Here is a 19599-nt window from a genome sequence, read left to right as displayed (position 1 = left end):
TGGCTGCCGTGCCCGCCAGGCTCGCCTGGGGCGCCGGGCGGGCGGGGGCCGTCAGGTGCGCCGGGGCTGCGGAGTCAGCCGGGCCCGTCGCGGTCACCTGGCCAGCCGGGGCCGTGGGAGACGCCGAGCTCGCCGGGTCCCCCTGGGGCGCCCGGCCTGCCGGGGCCGTGCGGTCTACCTGGGGTGCCGCATCCTGCGGACCCGTCTGCGTCGCCGGGCCCACCAGGCTCGTCTGGGGCGGCGGGCCCGTGGCGGCCACTCGGTCTGCCGGGGGTGCCGGGCGGGCGGGGGCCGTCAGGTCTGCTGGGGATGTGGAATCCTCCGGGACCGCCGGGGCTGCGATGTCCGCCGGGGTCGCTGCGGGCGCTCGGTTCGCCGGGGCTGTTTCCTCCGCCGGGGGTGCCGGGGGTGTCGTGAGTGCGGGGCCTGGCGGGGGTGAGGGGTCCGGTGGGGTCATCGGGGAGCCTCGTATTCCGGGGTGAGGAGGTCCGCGATGTCCAGGACGTGGTAGCCCCGCATCGAGGGGAGGCAGCTGCCGCGGACCGGGCCGATGACCGAGGACCAGGCCTCCGGGATCGCGGCCGCGCCCGACAGCGCCCCGGCCAGGGCGCCCGCCACCGCCGCGGTGGTGTCCGCGTCGCGGCCCATGTTGACCGCGGTCAGGACCGAGGAGGGGAAGTCGCCCCGGCACGCCGCGAACGCGCCGAAGGCCAGGCCCACCGCCTCGGGCGCCAGGTCCGTCCACGGGTAGCCGCCGATGACCACCGCCGAGCGCACCGCCCGCTCGCCGCGCGGCGCGGCGGTGACCGCCCGGCGCAGGGAGCGGGCCGTCCAGGAGTCGGACGGGATGACGGAGAGGGCCGCCGAGACGACCGAGGCGGGGGAGCCGCCGGCCATCGCGGCGGCGACACCGGCGGCCACCGCCTGGCCGCCGTAGATGCCCTCGCCCTCGTGGCTGACCGTGCCGTCGATGGCCACCAGCCGGGCCGCCTCCGCGGGCCGGCCCGCCGCGAAGACGCCGAACGGCGCCGCCCGCATGGCGAGGCCGTCCGACCACGCGTGCCGGTGCTGGGCGGAGATGGGGGCCGCCAGGCCGCGGCGGAGGTTCTCCAGCGTGCCGCGCTCCGAGAAGCCGGCGCCGCGGAACGGGCCCTCGTCGAGGTCCGCGATCCAGTGGTGCCAGGCCCGCTCCACGTGGGAGACCGTGAGGGCCGAGCCGTGGCGGGCCAGCAGCAGCCCCGAGAAGATCGCGTACTCGGTGTCGTCCGTGCCCGCCGGGTCCTGCGAGACGAAGCCTTCGATGCGGCCCCACTTCGCCCGGATCTGAGACGGCTTCATGTTCTCCGCGGGGGCGCCGAGCGCGTCGCCCACCGCGAGCCCCAGAAGAGCGCCCCTGGCCCGTTCGAGGAGGACCTGCGGATTGCATGCAATCAGCTCCATGGCGCGCCTCTCCACTTGATGGGACTCATGATGAGCCCTTGGGGGATTTGTGCCATGGCATGTGGTTTGTCGCTCACCGCGAAACACCCCGCGCGCACCGCCGTCACCCGGTCGCCGACCGGCAAAACAGCAGGTAAGTACGGCCTTCCTTGCTGGCGGGCGGCAGAAATCGTGCGTACTTTCGAGGTGTTCAGGGGGCGCGACGCACCTCACGGCCTGCCGTTGGCGCGAATGGGGAGAAAAGACGCATGTCCATCATCGATGTCGAAGCACCGCTGCACACCGCACACCGTGACAACCACACCCACCGCGACGTCAACGGCGGGTGGCTGCGGCCGGCCGTCTTCGGTGCCATGGACGGACTCGTCTCCAACCTCGCCCTCATGACCGGCGTGGCCGGCGGCGCGGTCGCTCCGCAGGTCGTGGTCGTCACCGGGCTGGCGGGCCTCGCGGCCGGCGCGTTCTCGATGGCGGCCGGCGAGTACACCTCGGTCGCCTCGCAGCGCGAGCTCGTCCTCGCGGAGCTGGACGTGGAGCGCCAGCAGTTGCGCAAGCACCCCGTGGACGAGATGGAGGAGCTGGCCGCGCTCTACGTCTCGCGCGGCGTCGAGCCGGCCCTCGCCCGCCAGGTCGCCGTGCAGCTGTCCCGCGACCCCGAGCAGGCCCTGGAGATCCACGCCCGCGAGGAGCTCGGGATCGACCCCGAGGACCTGCCCTCCCCGCTGGTCGCCGCGGTCTCCTCGTTCGGCTCCTTCGCGCTGGGCGCGCTGCTCCCCGTCCTGCCCTACCTGCTCGGTGCGGCGGCCCTGTGGCCCGCCGTGCTGCTCGCGCTGGCCGGGCTCTTCGCCTGCGGCGCGGTCGTCTCGCGGGTCACCGCCCGGTCCTGGTGGTACAGCGGGACGCGCCAGCTCGTACTGGGTGGCGCGGCCGCCGGTGTGACGTACATCCTGGGAACCTGGATCGGCGCAGCCATAGGCTGACCGGGCCTGGAGTGAGACACTATGCAGTACGCAACATAAGTAGTTCATTACCTGGCGGTTTCGACCTCGTGTCCGCCGGGCATCACACCAGGGCTCCGGGCAATGATGCCCGCCCTGCACCCGGGACCTTCGCCTCGCAGTGTGTCCGGAAAGCGCCGCGGAAGTCCCCTTTTCCTGCCTCGTGCAGTGTCCGCATGCTGGAATGGCATATCCACTTCTCGGGATAGTCGCCATCATGTAATCTGCACGAAATTTCGCAGAGGGCCAACGTCGTCCCTCGGCTATGCACATATGCCACGACGACGACGGGAGAGCCGATGCGTTCCGCATCCACGCACTCCGCGACCGGCCCCAGCACCACCGCCTGGTCGCCCATGGACGGTCGCCCCGCCCAGCAGGGCATGTACGACCCGCGCAACGAGAAGGACGCCTGTGGCGTCGGATTCGTGGCGAACCTCACCGGCGAGGCCACCCACACCCTCGTTGAGCAGGCAGTGACCGTATTGCGGAACCTCGAGCACCGCGGCGCGACCGGCTCGGAGCCGGACTCGGGCGACGGCGCCGGAATCCTCTCCCAGGTGCCGGACGCGTTCCTGCGCGAGGTCGCCGGGTTCGACCTCCCCGAGGCCGGCGCGTACGCCGTCGGCATCGCCTTCCTCCCCGCCGACGGCACCGCACAGGCCGTCGCCGTGGAGCAGATCGAGGCCATCGCCGCCGAGGAGAACCTGACGGTCCTCGGCTGGCGCGAGGTCCCGGTGACGCCGGACCTGCTCGGCAACGGCGCCCGCGCCACCATGCCGGCCTTCTCCCAGCTGTTCGTCAGCAATGGCAGCACGGGCATCGAGCTGGACCGCAAGGCCTTCGTGCTGCGCAAGCGCGCCGAGCGCGAGGCCGGCGTGTACTTCCCGTCGCTCTCCGCCCGCACCCTCGTCTACAAGGGCATGCTGACCACCGGCCAGCTGGAGCCCTTCTTCCCGGACCTCTCCGACCGTCGCTTCGCGTCGACGCTCGCCCTGGTCCACTCCCGGTTCTCCACGAACACCTTCCCGTCGTGGCCGCTCGCCCACCCGTACCGCTTCGTCGCGCACAACGGCGAGATCAACACGGTCAAGGGCAACCGCAACTGGATGAAGGCCCGCGAGTCCCAGCTGGCGTCCGACGCCTTCGGAGACGGCGTGCTGGACCGGATCTTCCCGATCTGCACCCCGGACGCCTCCGACTCGGCCTCCTTCGACGAGGTCCTGGAGCTGCTCCACCTCGGCGGCCGCTCGCTCCCGCACAGCGTGCTGATGATGATCCCCGAGGCGTGGGAGAACCACACCTCGATGGACCCGGCCCGCCGCGCCTTCTACAAGTACCACTCCACGCAGATGGAGCCGTGGGACGGCCCCGCCTGCGTCACCTTCACCGACGGCACCCAGGTCGGCGCGGTCCTCGACCGCAACGGTCTGCGCCCCGGCCGCTACTGGGTCACCGACGACGGCCTCGTCGTCCTCGGCTCCGAGGTCGGCGTGCTCGACATCGACCCGGCCAAGGTCGTCCGCAAGGGCCGCCTGCAGCCCGGCAAGATGTTCCTCGTCGACACCGCCCAGAAGCGGATCATCGAGGACGACGAGATCAAGAACGAGCTGGCCGCCGCCGCGCCGTACGCGCAGTGGCTGGAGACCGGCGAGATCGAGCTGTCGGACCTGCCCGAGCGCGAGCACATCGTGCACACCCACGCCTCGGTCACCCGCCGCCAGCAGACCTTCGGCTACACCGAGGAAGAGCTGCGCGTCATCCTCGCGCCGATGGCCCGTACGGGCGGCGAGCCGCTCGGCTCCATGGGTACGGACTCCCCGATCGCGGCCCTGTCCGAGCGCCCCCGGCTGCTCTTCGACTACTTCACCCAGCTGTTCGCGCAGGTCACCAACCCGCCGCTGGACGCCATCCGCGAGGAGCTCGTCACCTCGCTGCTGTCCTCGCTCGGCCCGCAGGGCAACCTGCTGGAGTCGACCGCCGCGTCCTGCCGCAGCGTCACCCTGCCCTTCCCGGTGATCGACAACGACGAGCTGGCCAAGCTCATCCACATCAACGCCGACGGCGACATGCCGGGCATGAAGGCCGCCACGCTCTCCGGCCTCTACCGGGTCTCCGGCGGCGGCGAGGCGCTGGCCGCGCGGATCGAGGAGATCCGGGCCGAGGCCGACGCGGCCATCGCCAACGGCGCCCGCCTGATCGTCCTCTCGGACCGCCACTCGGACGCCGAGCACGCGCCCATCCCGTCGCTGCTGCTCACGTCCGCCGTGCACCACCACCTCATCGCCACCAAGCAGCGCACCCAGGTGGGCCTGCTGGTCGAGGCCGGTGACGTCCGCGAGGTCCACCACGTCGCGCTGCTCATCGGCTACGGCGCCGCCGCGGTCAACCCGTACCTCGCCATGGAGTCCGTCGAGGACCTGCTGCGCGCCGGTACCTTCCTGTCCGGCCTGGAGCCGGAGCAGGCCATCAAGAACCTGATCTACGCGCTCGGCAAGGGCGTCCTGAAGGTCATGTCCAAGATGGGCATCTCCACCGTCGCCTCCTACCGCGGCGCCCAGGTCTTCGAGGCCGTCGGCCTCAACGAGGAGTTCGTCGAGACCTACTTCAACGGCACCGCCACCAAGATCGGCGGCGCCGGCCTGGACGTCATCGCCAAGGAGGTGGCCGCGCGCCACGCCAAGGCGTACCCGGTCTCCGGCATCGCGGCCACGCACCGCGCGCTGGAGATCGGCGGCGAGTACCAGTGGCGCCGTGAGGGCGAGCCGCACCTGTTCGACCCGGAGACCGTCTTCCGTCTCCAGCACGCGACGCGCGGCCGCCGGTACGACATCTTCAAGCAGTACACGGCCCGGGTGAACGAGCAGTCCGAGCGCCTGATGACGCTCCGCGGGCTCTTCGGCTTCAAGAGCGACCGTCCGTCGATCTCCATCGACGAGGTCGAGCCGGTCGCCGACATCGTCAAGCGCTTCTCCACCGGCGCCATGTCGTACGGCTCCATCTCCAAGGAGGCGCACGAGACCCTCGCCATCGCGATGAACCAGCTGGGCGCCAAGTCCAACACCGGTGAGGGCGGCGAGGACCCGGACCGTCTGTACGACCCGCAGCGGCGTTCGTCGATCAAGCAGGTCGCCTCCGGCCGCTTCGGCGTCACCTCGGAGTACCTGGTCAACGCGGACGACATCCAGATCAAGATGGCGCAGGGTGCCAAGCCCGGCGAGGGCGGCCAGCTGCCCGGCCACAAGGTCTACCCGTGGGTCGCCAAGACCCGGCACTCCACCCCGGGCGTCGGTCTCATCTCCCCGCCGCCGCACCACGACATCTACTCCATCGAGGACCTGGCTCAGCTGATCCACGACCTCAAGAACGCCAACCCGGCCGCCCGCATCCACGTGAAGCTGGTCTCCGAGGTCGGCGTGGGTACGGTCGCCGCGGGTGTCTCCAAGGCCCACGCGGACGTCGTCCTCATCTCCGGCCACGACGGCGGAACGGGCGCCTCCCCGCTCACCTCGCTGAAGCACGCGGGCGGTCCCTGGGAGCTCGGCCTCGCCGAGACCCAGCAGACGCTGCTGCTCAACGGGCTGCGCGACCGGATCGTCGTCCAGACGGACGGCCAGCTCAAGACCGGCCGCGACGTGATCATCGCCGCGCTGCTCGGCGCCGAGGAGTTCGGTTTCGCGACCGCACCGCTCGTCGTGTCCGGCTGCGTCATGATGCGCGTCTGCCACCTGGACACGTGCCCGGTCGGCATCGCCACGCAGAACCCGGTCCTGCGGGACCGTTTCTCCGGCAAGCCCGAGTTCGTCGTCAACTTCTTCGAGTTCATCGCGGAGGAGGTGCGCGAGCTCCTCGCCGAGCTGGGCTTCCGTACGATCGAGGAGGCCGTCGGCCACGCCGAACTGCTCGACACGACGCAGGCGGTCACGCACTGGAAGGCGCAGGGCCTCGACCTGGAGCCCCTCTTCTACGTGCCGGAGCTGCCCGAGGGCGCGGTGCGCCACGCCCTGATCGAGCAGGACCACGGTCTGGAGAAGGCACTCGACAACGAGCTCATCGAGCTCGCCGCCGACGCGCTGAACGCCGAGTCCGCCGAGGCGGCCCAGCCGGTCCGCGCCCAGGTCGCGATCCGCAACATCAACCGGACCGTCGGCACCATGCTCGGCCACCACGTCACCAAGAAGTTCGGTGGCGCGGGCCTGCCCGACGACACCATCGACCTGACCTTCACCGGCAGCGCCGGCCAGTCCTTCGGCGCCTTCGTGCCGCGCGGCATCACCCTGCGCCTGGAGGGCGACGCCAACGACTACGTCGGCAAGGGCCTCTCCGGTGGCCGGATCGTGGTCCGCCCGGACCGCGCCGCCGACCACCTCGCCGAGTACTCCACGATCGCCGGCAACACCATCGGCTACGGAGCCACCGGCGGCGAGATGTTCCTGCGCGGCCGCACCGGCGAGCGCTTCTGCGTCCGCAACTCCGGCGCCCTGGTCGTCTCGGAGGGCGTGGGCGACCACGGCTGCGAGTACATGACCGGCGGCACGGCCGTCGTCCTCGGTGAGACGGGCCGCAACTTCGCGGCGGGCATGTCGGGCGGCGTCGCGTACGTCATCGACCTCGCCGCGGAGAACGTCAACGCCGGAAACGCGGGCGCCGTCGAGGCCCTGTCCGACGCCGACAAGCAGTGGCTGCACGATGTGGTGCGCCGCCACGAGGAGGAGACCGGCTCGACCGTGGCCGCGAAGCTCCTGGCTGACTGGTCCGTCGCGGCGGACCGCTTCAGCAAGATCATCCCGACCACGTACAAGGCAGTGCTCGCCGCCAAGGACGCCGCTGAGCTCGCCGGACTCTCGGAATCCGAGACCACGGAGAAGATGATGGAGGCGGCGACCCATGGCTGACCCGAAGGGCTTCCTCACCACCCCGCGCGAGACCGCCTGTTCCCGTCCCGTGGCTGAGCGCCTCAAGGACTGGAACGAGGTCTACGTCCCGGGCTCGCTGCTCCCGATCATCAGCAAGCAGGCCGGCCGCTGCATGGACTGCGGCATCCCGTTCTGCCACAACGGGTGCCCGCTGGGGAACCTGATCCCCGAGTGGAACGACTTCGCGTACCGCGAGGACTGGACCGCGGCCTCGGAGCGTCTGCACGCGACGAACAACTTCCCCGAGTTCACGGGCCGGCTGTGCCCCGCTCCGTGCGAGTCGGCGTGCGTCCTCGGCATCAACCAGCCGGCCGTCACGATCAAGAACGTCGAAGTCTCGATCATCGACAAGGCGTGGGACAACGGCAACGTCACCCCGCAGCCGCCGGAGCGCCTCTCCGGCAAGACGGCCGCCGTCATCGGCTCCGGCCCGGCGGGTCTGGCCGCGGCGCAGCAGCTGACCCGGGCCGGGCACACCGTCGTGGTGTACGAGCGCGCCGACCGCGTCGGCGGGCTGCTGCGCTACGGCATCCCCGAGTTCAAGATGGAGAAGGTGCACATCAACCGCCGCATCGAGCAGATGCGCGCGGAGGGCACCAAGTTCCGTACGGGTGTCGAGGTCGGCCGCGACATCACCGCCACCGACCTGCGCAAGCGGTTCGACGCGGTGGTCATCGCGGCGGGCGCGACCGTCTCCCGCGACCTCCCGGTCCCGGGCCGCGAGCTGGGCGGCATCCACTTCGCGATGGAGTACCTGCCGCTCGCGAACAAGGTCCAGGAGGGCGACTTCATGGCGCCCCCCATCACGGCCGAGGGCAAGCACGTGGTCGTCATCGGCGGCGGCGACACCGGCGCGGACTGCGTGGGCACCGCCCACCGTCAGGGCGCGGCCTCGGTGACGCAGCTGGAGATCATGCCGAAGCCGGGCGAGGAGCGCAACGCCAACCAGCCGTGGCCGACCTTCCCGATGCTCTACAAGGTCACCTCGGCGCACGAGGAGGGCGGCGAGCGGGTCTACTCCGTCTCCACCACCCACTTCGAGGGCGACGAGAACGGCAACGTCAAGGCGCTGCACCTGGTCGAGGTCGAGTTCGTCGACGGCAAGCTCGTCCAGAAGCCCGGCACCGAGCGCGTCCTCCCGGCGCAGCTGGTGACCCTGGCGATGGGCTTCACGGGCACGGACCAGGAGAACGGCCTGGTCCAGCAGTTCGGCCTGGCGCTGGACGCCCGCGGCAACATCGAGCGCGACGCCTCCTACGCGACCAACGTCGACGGCGTCTTCGTCGCCGGCGACGCGGGCCGCGGCCAGTCGCTCATCGTCTGGGCCATCGCGGAGGGCCGCTCGGCCGCCCGCGGCGTGGACCGCTTCCTCACCGGCAGCAGCGCCCTCCCGTACCCCGTCAAGCCGACGGACCGCTCGCTGACGGTGTAACCCGGCAGTACCCCCGCCCCCCGCGGGCGGGACCCCTCATGCGGTCCGTACAACGGCGTGCGGAACTCCGACACAGCGCCCGTCATGTCCCCGACCAGGGATGACGGGCGCTGTGGCGTTTTCCGTCAGGCTTCGGGCGCGAACTCGTACTGGAGCTCGTAGAGGTGCCCGGCTTTCACCATCACGGTGACTTCGACGGGCCGGTCACCGTCGCTGTACACGGTGCGGAGCGTCCGCAACACGGGCAGCTCTCCGGGCAGCCGCAGGGCGGCGTACTGCTCTTGCGTCGCGACCCGGGCGGAGATCCGGTCCACGCTGTGGCGGGGTGGGAAGCCGAGTTCTGCCAGCAGGGTCGGGGTCCCGCCCCGGATTCGACGCGGCGCTTCCAGCACGGTGCCGCGCGCGATCTCCGGCGGGTAGTACGAGCTCACCAACTCCGCGGGTTCGTCATTGACGGTGATCAGCTGGCGGCGACACACGGCCGGACTGCCCTCCGGGCAGCCCAGCGCGGTGGCCAGGTCGCCGAATACGCCGACTTCCTCGACCGACAGCAGCGTGCTGTGCGCAGATGACTGCTGCTCCGAAACCTTGGAGAGCCAGGGGTACGCTGCCCCGTCCGCCGCAGGTGCGAGAGAAGCCGCCGACCGGACAGTCCTCTGCCGTGCCTCCCGTACTGTCACCGCCGCGCCCGCGCGTCCGACGGCCAGCCCCTCGTCCTTCAGGAGCTGAACGGCCTTCTGGATCGTGGCGTTGGACGCGTCGAAGCGGCTCTTCAACTGTGCGGTCGAGGGGAGTTTGGCACCTGCCGCAAGGTCGCCGCTCATGATCTCGTCGCGGAGATCGGCGGCGATGCGGGCGTGGAGCGGGCGGGGGTCGACTCCCTCGGCTTTGTGGCTGGGCAAGGTCATCCGATCCTGATCTCGTACCTCAACTGCTGGCGGCTGGCGGGCATGACCATCACGTCCGCCTGGATCGGTCCGTCCGCCGAGTCATAGGTGGTGCGGGTGAGTTGGAGGACCGGTTCCCCCGCCCCAAGGTGGAGATGCTCGCGCTCCTCGGCGCTGGGCATCCTTGCCGTCACGTTCTCGACGACCCGTACGGCGACATGTCCGAGCGTGGCCAGCAGGGTGACGGCGCCACCGCGGATCTTCCCGGTGCCGGCCAGCGGAGTGCCTGCCGCGATGGCTGCCGGATAGTAGGTGTCCGTCAACTCAGTCGGCTCGCCGTCAAGTTCGATGATCCTGCGGCGGACGACGACCGTAGCCTCTGCCGTCAGGCCGAGGGCCAGGGCGACGTCGGCGGGGACCTCGGCTTCCCCCGCGTGGATGATGCGCTGGCTTCCGCGTCGACCGGCTTCCTTGGCCTCTTCGGTCCACGCGTCCGTGTCCCCGGCATTGCGTGGAGTCAGATACGGCATCGACGTACTGGTCCAGCCGCTGCTGCTCACGATGCCTCCTGCGTATCCGATTCCCCCTGCCGTGCTCCACGTTAAGCGACGGCGCCGCGAGAACCCACCCTTCCAAACCTTGCCGCTTTTCGCGAATAGCGATACGTTCTGTGAGGTCTTGGAGGCTCAGCGTTAAGGCGGTGGGGTCTATGCCCTTGTTTCGGCGGCAGCGTTTCCCTGGAGCCCGCACTTCGGTGCGCGCGGCTCGTCAGTTCGTAGGCGACACGCTCGCTGAGTGGGACGTGACGGAGAGGCGGGACGACATACGGCTCTGCGCCTCGGAGCTCGCCGCGAACGCCGTTCTGCACGGCGTGCCGCAGGGGCGTGAGTTTTCCGTACAGCTGGTGCGGGATGGGGTCCTTCTGCGGATCGAGGTGCGCGACAGCGGCCCTGGCATTCCGGTCGTGCGGCAACCTGAGGTCGACGCCCAGGGCGGCCGGGGGCTGTGGCTGGTGACGGCGCTCGCGGACGAGTTCGAGATCCGTGACGAGACGGTGGGCAAAACGGCCTGGGTCGGCTTCAAGCTGGCGCAGGAGTGAGGGGAGTGCATGGAGCCACAGCGCCCGTCATGTCCCCGACCAGGGATGACGGGCGCTGTGGCGTGCGCCGGGCGTGGCCGGGTTACTCGGGCTGGACGACCGTGGCGCCCCAGCGTATGGACGGGGACGAGGTCGTCACCGTGGCTCCGAAGCCGCCCTGGAGGCCGGTGCCGAGGGGGAGCGTGACGAGGGTCGGGCTGGTGTCCGGGCAGGTGACCGTGAAGGGGGCCGGGTCGCGGTCCGGGTGGCCGTCGAGGTGGAAGGCGACCTCGATGCTGCCGCCGTCCGCGCAGCCGAAGGTGATGAACGTGTCCAGCCGGGAGGAGAGCCCGCCCGAGACGAAGCCGCTGGAGCCGGTCTGCTCGGGGATCCAGATGAGGCCGTCGGGCCCCGGGTAGCCGATGATCTCCCCCTCCGCCGAGGCCTGGGCCGTGCCTGCTGCGAGCGTCAGCGTGAGGGCCGCGGCCAGTGTGGTGATCGCGGCGGCCCTGCCGCGCCCGCGCGTCTGCTTCTTCATGTGAACCCCCGTGGTGTCTTCGGTCGTATCCGACACCGGCCACGTTAATCGGGGGCACTGACAACGGAGTTCGGACCAGGCGTAGCCCGTACGCGGTCGGGGTCAGGCCCCTGTGAGGTCGTCCCCGAGCGGGCTGCGCCGGTAGAGGACCTGGCGGCCCTGGCGGGCGCGGGTGACCAGGCCGGCCGCGTACAGCACGCGCAGGTGCTGGGACACGGCACTGGGGGTGACCCGTAGGCGGCGGGCCAGTTCGACGGTGGCCAGCGGCTCCGCCAGCAGGGCGAGCAGCCGCGCCCTCGGAGCGCCGAGGAGCGGTACGAGGGCGTCGGAGCGGGCGGGCGCGGGGTCGGCCGCCCAGAGCGTCGCCGCCCCGCGGCTCGGGTACATCAGCGAGGGCGGTTCCTCCGGGCCGGCCGGGGGCGCGGGCTTGTGGGCGAAGGCGCACGGGATCAGGAGGAGCCCCCGGCCGGCGGCCCTGACCCGGTGCGTGGCGAGCATCTTGTCGATGTGCAGGACCCCGTCGTGCCAGCGCAGGATCGGGTGCATGTCGGCGAAGAGCAGCCGGGCGCCGCCCATGGCCAGCCGCCGGGCGCGGTAGGTCATGTCCGCCTCCGCCACCAGTCTCAGCTGCGGCCACAGCGGCTCGACGGCGATCTCCCAATAGCGTTGCAGGAGCGTGCAGATGGTGTCGCGCAGGCCGGCGACGGCCGTGTCGTCACCCGTGGCGGCGGCGCGCAGGGGCGCGGGCAGCCGGCCCGGCGCGTGCGTGGCCAGCAGATCCCGGCGGACCAGTGCGGGCGGGGTCCGGCGGACGGTGGCGAGTTCGTCCGCGAAGGACGGGGCGAAGGCCGTGGGCCGGGGCGTCAGGAAGTCGGGCAGGGTGAGCCGCACCGCCACCAGGGACATCAGCAGGCCGGTGTCCAGCCCGCCGAGCGCCCCGAGGACGGCCCTGCGCCAGGGAAGGTGGACGGCGGAGAGGCCCGGATCGTGCAACACCCGCAGGCTCAGCACGGTTTCGCCCAGGGGTGACAGCGCGAAACGGGTGTCGGCGAGGTCTTCGACGCCGAGCTCGAAGCTGATCATTAAGCCGTACGCTACCTCCATTGGCAGCGCACCGCCCGTGCCGTGGACTCCTCCCATGACCAACTCCACCCCCGCCCTCCCTTCCCGCGCGGCCCCTCGGGCCGCGGCCCCCTGGGGCGGCGGGCTGAGCCGCCGGCTGGTGCTGCTCCTCGCCGTGATCTCCGGTGTGGCCGTGGGGAACCTCTACTTCCCGCAGGCCATCGCGCCGCTGATCGCCTCGGGCCTGGACGTCCCGGCCGACGGGGCCTCCCTGGTGGTGACGGCCATCCAGCTGGGATACACCGCCGGGATGGTCCTGCTGGTGCCGCTCGGCGACCGGCTGCGGCACCGCCCGCTGCTGGCCGTACTGCTCTGCCTGACCGGCCTGGCCCTGCTCGGCGCGGGTTGCGCCCCGGCGCTGACGCCGCTGGTCGCCGCGAGCGCCCTGATCGGGCTGACCACGGTGGCCGCGCAGATCATCGGACCGCTGGCCGCAGGTCTGGTGGCGCCCGGCCACCGGGGGGCGGTGATCGGCACGCTGATGAGCGGATCGACCGGGGGCATGCTGCTGGCCCGTACGTTCGGGGGGACGCTCGGCGAGTGGCTGGGCTGGCGGGCTCCGTACCTGGTGGCCGCGGCCGTGGCGCTGATCCTGGCGGCCGTGATCGCCCACGCGGTGCCGGACACCACCCCCTACACCACCCCCGACACGAGACCGTCAGGCTCCGCCTCCGCCTCCCTACGGTCGTACGCCGCGTTCCTGACCGCCCCGCTCCGCCTCCTGCGCGCCGAGCCGGACCTGCGCCGCTCCTGCCTCTACCAGGCCGCGGTCTTCGGGGGGTTCTCCGCCGCCTGGACCAGCCTGGCCCTGCTGCTGACCGGCCCGGCCTACCGCCTGGGAGCCGAGGCCGTCGGCCTGCTCGCGCTGGTCGGCGCCGTCACCATGCTGTGCACCCCGGTCGCCGGTCGCCTGGTGGACCGCCACGGCCCCGACCCGGTGAACCTGGTCTCCCTGCTGGGCGTCCTCGCCTCCGCCGCGGTCCTCACGGCCGGCGCCCTGGGCGGCGTCGCCGGCCTGGCCGCGCTGACCGCGGGCACCCTGCTGCTGGACGTCGCCATGCAGTGCGGCATGGTCGCCAACCAGGCACGGGTGTACGCCCTGCGCCCCGACGCCCGCAGCCGGCTCAACACCGCCTACATGACCTGCGCGTACCTGGGCGGCACCGCCGGCTCCTGGCTCGGCGTCCGCGCCCACGCCGCGTTCGGCTGGCCGGCGGTCTGCGCCCTGATCGCGCTGCTCGCGGCGGCGGCCCTGGCCCGTGCCGTCACCGGCCCCCGGGGCCGCATCGCCCGCCCGTCCTGACGGGCCCGGGCCCCGCCTCACTCGTGCGGGTGACGCACGCATCTGCTGGGCCCTACGGCGCAGTTGAGCGCCCCGGCCGTCTGGTAACCATCTGCCTCATGGCCCCCACCACCCCCACCCGAATGCTGCTGAGCGGACTCCTCGGCGCCGCCCTCCTCTTCCCCGTGCCGCTCGCCGCGCCCGCGGCGGCCGACGCGCGGATCATCGACTACCACGGGCTGCGCCTCACCCTCCCCGACGGCTGGCGCGTCGTCGACCTCGACCGCGACCCCACCGCCTGCCTGCGCCTGGACCTGCCCACCCTCTACCTCGGGCACGCCGGCACCCAGAGCGCCTGCACCGGCCGGGCCGTCGCCGACCGCGCCGACACCCTGCACCTGGAACCGCTCGACGGGGCCCCGCCGCGCGCCGACATCCCGACGATCGACGTACGGGGCGCCGCCGTACCGCCCGTGGACGAGGCCCCCGCCGACAGCAACGAGCTGCGCTACGAGCTGCGCCGCGCCGGAGTCATGGCCACCGTCTCCTACGGGGCCACGCCCGACCTCGTACGAGAGCTGCTCGCCGAGGCGGCCCGCGCGCTGCCCGCCCCGCCCCCCGCCCCGGCCCCGACGGTCGCCGAGCCGGCGCTGGCCCCGGCCGCGCCGAAGCCCCGCAACGCCCAGGAACCCTTCACCGGCGAGGGCTTCGACGCCTGCACCGCCCCGACCCAGAAGGCCATGGACAGCTGGCGGGCCGATTCCCCCTTCGGCGCGATCGGCGTCTACATCGGCGGCCGGGCCCGGGCCTGCGCCCAGCCGCAGCTCACCGCGGGCTGGGTGGAGCGGCAGACCGCGGCGGGCTGGCACCTGATGCCGATCTGGGTGGGCCGGCAGCCCTGGAGCAACTCCAGCAGCGGCCTGTCCACCGACCCCTCCGAGGCCGACGGGCAGGGCCGGTCCGCCGCGGACGGCGCGGTGGACGCGGCCCGGTCACTGGGCCTGGCCGAGGGCACGGTCCTCTACAACGACCTGGAGAACTACACCGACCGCGCCCTCTGGGACGCCCCGGTCGTCGCCTACCTGACGGGCTGGACCCAGCGGCTGCACGAGCTGGGCTACCGCTCCGCCGCCTACGTCTCGGCGAGCTCCGGGGCCAAGGCACTGAGCGCCCACTACCACCAGGCCCCCGAAGCGATGCCGGACGTGCTGTGGGTCGCCCGCTGGAACCTCTCGGCCTCGGTCAGCGACGCCGACATGGGCCTGCCCGAGGGCACCGCCCAGTGGGCCGGACCGCGCAGGGCCCACCAGTTCCGCGGTGACCACGACGCCACCTACGGCGGGGTCACCATCAACATCGACCGCAACTGGGTGGAGGTGGATCCCGCCGCCCTCGGCCCGGTCGGCGGGATCCTCCCGCTCAGCTAGAGCCCGGCGTACCGGGCTCGCTCGACGGACCCGGCGTGCCCGGTGCGCTCGGCACGCTCGGCTCCGGGTCCTCGCGCGGCGGCTCGTCGTCGTTGCCCCGGCGGACGGTGCGCAGGCCGCGCGCCGGGGTCCACGACCGCACCACCAGGTCATCGCCCTCCACGCCGATGTGCACGACCTCCGTCAGGTCGGCGTGGAAGAGGTGGAAGGGGTGCGGGGTCTGCGTCTCCTCCGCGTACCGGTGCAGCTCCGGCGGGTCCACGAGCTCCAGCGCGCGCCCGGAGATCCGTACGTCCCCGTCCGGCATCTCCTCGCCCGAGCCCGGATTGGTGTGCAGGGCGAAGCGCGGGTCGCGCTGCAGGTCCTTGGCCTTCATCGAGCCGGCCATCATCCCGAGCCACAGCTCCCCGCCACGGAAGTCGACATTCAGCCCGGCCACGCGGGGAGAGCCGTCCTTGCGGACGGTGGCCAGGACATGGTGCGGGTACTGCGCGAAGCGGGCCCGGACGGCCGCCGCGAAGTCCGGTTCCGCCTTCTCGAAAACTGCCCAGTTGTTCGTCGTCATGCGTCCATCAAAGCGTGGGGCACCGACAGCCGCCGCTCAGGCGCGCACGATGCCCGCGCCGCGCGCCGCCGCCAGCCAGGCCGGGAACTCCCCGACCAGGCGGTCGTACAGCACCGCGTCCGGGACGGAGCGCGGATCGGGGCCCGCGTGGAAGTAGCCGGCGTTGTCCACCTCCCGCTGCGCGGGCACGGGCAGTTCGTCCAGCCGGCGCAGGAAGTCGAACTGCGTGCTGCGCGTGTTGCCGAAGCCGACGAACTGCCAGAAGAGCGGCAGCCGGGCCGCCTTGCACAGGTACCTCTCGGCCGCGAGCTTGTTGATCGGCCCGCCGTCGGTCTGGAAGACGACGAGGGCCGGCCGCGTCGAGCCCGAGTCCAGGTAGTGGTCGATGACCGCGTCCATCGCCGCGTGGTAGGCCGTCTTGCCCATGTGGCCGAGCCGGGAGGCGATCTCGGCGACCCGGCCCTCGTGCCCGGCGAGGGAGATCTCCTCCACCGCGTCGACCTCGGTGGAGAAGAAGACCACCGGTACGCGGGCGTCGTCGGTCAGGTGCGCCGACAGCCCCAGCACCCGGTCCGCGAGGGCCTGCACGCTGCCGTCCGCGTAGTACGGGCGCATCGATCCGGAGTAGTCCAGGACCAGGTAGACGGCCGCGCGCCCGCCCTCCATGCCGTGCTTGCGCAGGGAGATCCCGGCGCTCTTGTAGAGGCTCACGAGCGCCGGAGCCGTTTCCTCGACCTTGCGCAGGTTCATCGCACTGCCCGTCATGGGGCGAGGGTACGTCAGCCTCTTCGTCGTCGGCGCGGCCGTACCGCACGGCGCCGGTGCGCAGTTCGTGTTCTCCCTGCGCCGCCCCCGGACCTGAGCCCCGGACCCGGGACGCCCCTGCGCGCCCAGGCTGTTGGCGTCCGCCGAAGTGATCGAAAACAATGGGCACATGACGACACGCGCCCGCTCCTTCGACGCCGCCGCCGCGCTCTACGCCGCCGCCCGGCCCGGCTACCCGCCGGCCCTCTTCGACGCCGTCGAGGAGCTGGCCGGGCGGCCGCTCGCCGGGGCGCGCGTGGCCGACGTAGGAGCGGGGACCGGGATCGCCACCGCGCCGCTGCACGAACGCGGGGCCGAGGTGCTCGCCGTGGAGCCCGGCGACGGGATGGCCGCCGAGTTCCGGCGGGCGCACCCCGCGATCCCGCTCGTACGCGGGGACGGGGACCGGCTGCCGCTGGCGACCGGCGCGTTCGACCTCCTCACCTACGCCCAGGCCTGGCACTGGACCGACCCCGAGCGCGCCGTACCCGAGGCCCGGCGGGTACTGCGCCCCGGCGGCGCCCTCGCCGTCTGGTGGAACGACACCGATCGCACGGTCCCCTGGATCGCGGCGCAGGAGGAGCGGCTGCGGGTCTTCTTCGGGGCCCCCGAGGGGACGAGCGACCACCGCACCCTGCCGAAGGGGATCGACGGGTTCACCACGCGCGCCGTGCGGTGGTCCCGGCGCATCACACTGGACGACCACCTCGCCAACCTATCCAGCCACTCCGCCTTCCTCGTCCTCGGCGAGGCCGGCACGCGGGAGTTCACGGCGGCCGAGCGCGAGCGGCTGAGCCCGCTCTTCCCGGACGGCACGGTCGAGGAGCAGTACGTCGTGAGCCTCAGCGTCGCCCGCGTGTGACGCGGAACCCGTGCGAGCGCAGGACCTCCGCCCGGCAGGCCGACGGGGTGCCCCAGGCGTCACGCAGCGGGCGGGCCTTGAGCAGCCACAGCGACAGGTCCAGCTCCTGCGTGTAGCCGACCGCGCCGTGCACCTGCAGCGCCGTCATCGCCGCGGTGTACGCCGCCTCGCCGGCCCGCAGCTTCGCCGCCGCCACGTCGCCGGGGCTCAGCGACAGCGCCGCCGCCCACACCAGCGGGCGGGCGAATTCGAGGCCCAGGAGGGCGTCCGCCAGCCGGTGCTTCACCGCTTGGAAGGCTCCGATCGGCGAGCCGAACTGCGTGCGCTGCTTGGCGTACTCCACCGTGCGGGCCAGCAGCGTCTCGCCCACGCCCAGGCACTGGGCCGCCGTCAGCAGCCGGGCCCAGCGGCCGGCGGCCTCCGCGGCCCGGGCCACCGCCGGCCCCGCCGCCAGCAGCTCGGCCCCGCCCGCCGCGGGGACCGACAGGCGCCGCGCCGGGTCCGTCGAGTCCAGGGGCGGACCGGCGGCGCCGGCGGCCCCCGCCAGCCGCAGCTCGCCCGCCGCCGACACCGTGAAGCAGTACGTGGCCGCGTCGGCGTCCAGGGCGTACGGGCTTCCGCCCGGCAGGGTCAGCGTGGCCGAGGAGCCGCCCGCGACCAGCCCCGGCAGGAACCGCTCCGCCAGCCCCTCGTCCCCCAGTTCGCACAGCAGCACGGACACGGCGGCGCTCTCCACCAGCGGCCCCGGCACCCCCGCCCGCCCCAGCTCCACGAAGCCGAGGGACAGCTCCAGCGGAAGCAGGCCCGCGCCGTCGTACGCCTCCGGTGCGGCCAGCGCGAACAGGCCCGCGTCCGCGAGGCGCGCCCACACCGCCCGCCCCGGACCGTGCTCCCCGTCCGCCCAGGCCCGTACCGCCGCCGGTACCCCGGCCGCGCCCAGCAGGGAGCGCAGCGTGCGGGCGAAGTCCGACTGCTCGTGGGTCGGCAGGAAGCGCATCAGCGGCGGCCCTTCGGGAGGCCGAGCAGCCGCTCGGCGATGATGTCGCGCTGGATCTCGTTCGTCCCCGCGTAGATCGGCCCCGCGAGGGAGAAGATCCACGGCTCCGCCCACGGGCCGTCCGCGCGCTCCGCGTCCGCGCCCAGCAGGTCCAGCGCCGTCTCGTGCAGGGCGATGTCGTACTCCGACCAGAACACCTTGTTCAGACTGGATTCGGCGCCGATCCTCTCCCCGGCCGCGAACCGCGAGGCGTTGGCCCACGTGAACAGCTCGTAGGCGCGCGCCCCCACCACGGCGTCCGCCACCCGGTCGCGCAGCGCGGTGTCGGACGGGTCGCCGGCCGCGTGCCACAAGGACACCAGCCGGTCCGCCGCGCTGAGGAAACGGCCGGGCGCGCGCAGCGTCAGCCCCCGCTCGTTGCCGGTCGTCGACATCGCGATCCGCCAGCCCTGTCCCGGCTCCCCGATCACGTCCTCGTCCGGTACGAAGACCTCGTCCAGGAAGAGCTCCGCGAAGGCCGGCTTGCCGTCGAGGCGGCCGATGGGCCGCACCGTCACCCCCGGCGCCCGCAGGTCGAACATCAGGTACGTCAGTCCCCGGTGCGGTTGCGGGGCGTCCGGGTCGGTGCGGAAGATGCCGAAGGCGCGGTCCGCGAAGGCCGCCCGCGAGGACCAGGTCTTCTGCCCGGACAGCAGCCAGCCGCCCCGCGTGCGCACCGCCCGCGACGTCAGCGAGGCCAGGTCGGAGCCGGACCCGGGCTCCGACCAGGCCTGCGCCCAGATCACCTCCCCGCTCGCCATCGACGGCAGCACCCGCGCCCGCTGCCGTTCGGTGGCGTGGTCGAAGAGGGTCGGGGCGAGGAGGCTGATGCCGTTCTGCGAGACCCGGCCGGGCGCGCCCGCCGCCCAGTACTCCTCCTCGAAGACCAGCCACCGCACGATGTCCGCGCCCCGGCCGCCGTACTCCTCGGGCCAGGACACCACCGACCAGCGGTCCGCGTGCAGCCGCGCCTCCCACTCCCGGTGCGCGGCGAAACCCTCCGCGGTCTCCAGGGAGGGCAGGGGGGAGGCGGGTACGTGGTCGGCCAGCCAGGCCCGGGCCTCGGCCCGGAACGCCGCCACCTCCGCCGTCTCGGTGAGGTCCATCGGTCCCGCCTCCTTGAACGTCCTCGGACGCCCTCGTGCTACCTCGGACGCTTCCCTAACAAGTGTTTGGTAGGTTAACGTACGGTCATGAGCAGCGTCGAGGAGT

16 protein-coding genes are annotated in these 19599 nt (G+C 72.6%); 7 read left to right on the top strand and 9 right to left on the bottom strand.

What is annotated here, in order from left to right; genetic code table 11:
- Positions 1 to 453: 453 nt before the first annotated feature.
- Positions 454 to 1440 carry an ADP-ribosylglycohydrolase family protein gene (locus AC07DU_RS18455; protein WP_479032740.1) on the bottom strand — a complete coding sequence of 329 codons (987 nt, stop codon included), beginning with the start codon at positions 1438 to 1440 and terminating at the stop codon, positions 454 to 456.
- A 248-nt stretch (positions 1441 to 1688) separates the two neighbouring features.
- Between AC07DU_RS18455 and AC07DU_RS18450 the strand changes: the two genes are divergently transcribed.
- The 3 genes from AC07DU_RS18450 to AC07DU_RS18440 all read left to right on the top strand — a co-directional run bounded on the left by AC07DU_RS18450 (position 1689) and on the right by AC07DU_RS18440 (position 8786).
- Positions 1689 to 2420 (top strand): VIT1/CCC1 transporter family protein, encoded by a 732-nt coding sequence (locus AC07DU_RS18450; RefSeq protein WP_360890534.1) that lies wholly within the window; start codon positions 1689 to 1691, stop codon positions 2418 to 2420.
- Positions 2421 to 2794: 374 nt separating this feature from the next.
- Positions 2795 to 7333, top strand: a complete 4539-nt coding sequence (gltB, locus tag AC07DU_RS18445) for a glutamate synthase large subunit (protein ID WP_479112407.1) — start codon at positions 2795 to 2797, stop codon at positions 7331 to 7333.
- On the top strand, positions 7326 to 8786 hold the full coding sequence (locus AC07DU_RS18440) for a glutamate synthase subunit beta (RefSeq protein WP_360890531.1): 1461 nt from the start codon (positions 7326 to 7328) through the stop codon (positions 8784 to 8786). The genes gltB and AC07DU_RS18440 overlap by 8 nt, the downstream gene beginning before the upstream one ends.
- Positions 8787 to 8911: 125 nt before the next feature.
- On the opposite strand, the gene AC07DU_RS18435 is transcribed toward AC07DU_RS18440, so the two are convergent.
- Both AC07DU_RS18435 and AC07DU_RS18430 read right to left on the bottom strand, forming a co-directional pair.
- Positions 8912 to 9694 carry a GntR family transcriptional regulator gene (locus tag AC07DU_RS18435; protein ID WP_479112321.1) on the bottom strand — a complete coding sequence of 261 codons (783 nt, stop codon included), beginning with the start codon at positions 9692 to 9694 and terminating at the stop codon, positions 8912 to 8914.
- Positions 9691 to 10233 (bottom strand): GntR family transcriptional regulator, encoded by a 543-nt coding sequence (locus AC07DU_RS18430; protein ID WP_479112319.1) that lies wholly within the window; start codon positions 10231 to 10233, stop codon positions 9691 to 9693. Before AC07DU_RS18430 ends, AC07DU_RS18435 begins: the two co-directional genes overlap by 4 nt.
- A 149-nt stretch (positions 10234 to 10382) precedes the next feature.
- On the opposite strand from AC07DU_RS18430, the gene AC07DU_RS18425 reads away from it, so the two are divergent.
- Positions 10383 to 10772, top strand: a complete 390-nt coding sequence (locus tag AC07DU_RS18425) for an ATP-binding protein (protein WP_479112317.1) — start codon at positions 10383 to 10385, stop codon at positions 10770 to 10772.
- 82 nt (positions 10773 to 10854) lie between these two features.
- On the opposite strand, the gene AC07DU_RS18420 is transcribed toward AC07DU_RS18425, so the two are convergent.
- Positions 10855 to 11289: a hypothetical protein gene (locus AC07DU_RS18420; protein WP_360890528.1), complete on the bottom strand. Its 435-nt coding sequence runs from the start codon at positions 11287 to 11289 to the stop codon at positions 10855 to 10857.
- Positions 11290 to 11391: 102 nt separating this feature from the next.
- Positions 11392 to 12372, bottom strand: coding sequence for an ArsR/SmtB family transcription factor (locus AC07DU_RS18415; RefSeq protein WP_479112314.1), 981 nt, complete (start codon positions 12370 to 12372; stop codon positions 11392 to 11394).
- 124 nt (positions 12373 to 12496) lie between these two features.
- On the opposite strand from AC07DU_RS18415, the gene AC07DU_RS18410 reads away from it, so the two are divergent.
- Positions 12497 to 13714: an MFS transporter gene (locus AC07DU_RS18410; protein ID WP_479112404.1), complete on the top strand. Its 1218-nt coding sequence runs from the start codon at positions 12497 to 12499 to the stop codon at positions 13712 to 13714.
- Positions 13715 to 13812: 98 nt separating this feature from the next.
- A complete protein-coding gene (locus AC07DU_RS18405) occupies positions 13813 to 15120 on the top strand; it encodes a DUF1906 domain-containing protein (RefSeq protein WP_479112312.1) in 1308 nt (435 codons plus the stop codon).
- Here AC07DU_RS18405 and AC07DU_RS18400 read toward each other — a convergent pair.
- Together AC07DU_RS18400 and AC07DU_RS18395 are read right to left on the bottom strand one after the other, a co-directional pair.
- On the bottom strand, positions 15113 to 15685 hold the full coding sequence (locus AC07DU_RS18400; protein WP_479112310.1) for a pyridoxamine 5'-phosphate oxidase family protein: 573 nt from the start codon (positions 15683 to 15685) through the stop codon (positions 15113 to 15115). The two genes, AC07DU_RS18405 and AC07DU_RS18400, sit on opposite strands and share 8 nt — an antisense overlap.
- Before the next feature lie 36 nt (positions 15686 to 15721).
- Complete coding sequence (locus AC07DU_RS18395; RefSeq protein WP_360890516.1) at positions 15722 to 16450, bottom strand: VWA domain-containing protein; 729 nt, start codon at positions 16448 to 16450, stop codon at positions 15722 to 15724.
- A 169-nt stretch (positions 16451 to 16619) separates the two neighbouring features.
- On the opposite strand from AC07DU_RS18395, the gene AC07DU_RS18390 reads away from it, so the two are divergent.
- Positions 16620 to 17351: a class I SAM-dependent methyltransferase gene (locus AC07DU_RS18390; RefSeq protein WP_479112308.1), complete on the top strand. Its 732-nt coding sequence runs from the start codon at positions 16620 to 16622 to the stop codon at positions 17349 to 17351.
- On the opposite strand, the gene AC07DU_RS18385 is transcribed toward AC07DU_RS18390, so the two are convergent.
- Entirely contained in the window at positions 17332 to 18348 is a 1017-nt protein-coding gene (locus AC07DU_RS18385; RefSeq protein WP_479112306.1) for an acyl-CoA dehydrogenase family protein, read from the bottom strand. The genes AC07DU_RS18390 and AC07DU_RS18385 overlap by 20 nt on opposite strands.
- Complete coding sequence (locus AC07DU_RS18380; RefSeq protein WP_360890508.1) at positions 18348 to 19493, bottom strand: acyl-CoA dehydrogenase family protein; 1146 nt, start codon at positions 19491 to 19493, stop codon at positions 18348 to 18350. Before AC07DU_RS18380 ends, AC07DU_RS18385 begins: the two co-directional genes overlap by 1 nt.
- Positions 19494 to 19599: the final 106 nt, after the last annotated feature.

The sequence above is a fragment of the Streptomyces sp. NPDC045695 genome, assembly GCF_056432025.1.
This window is presented reverse-complemented; position numbering and strand designations above follow the sequence as displayed.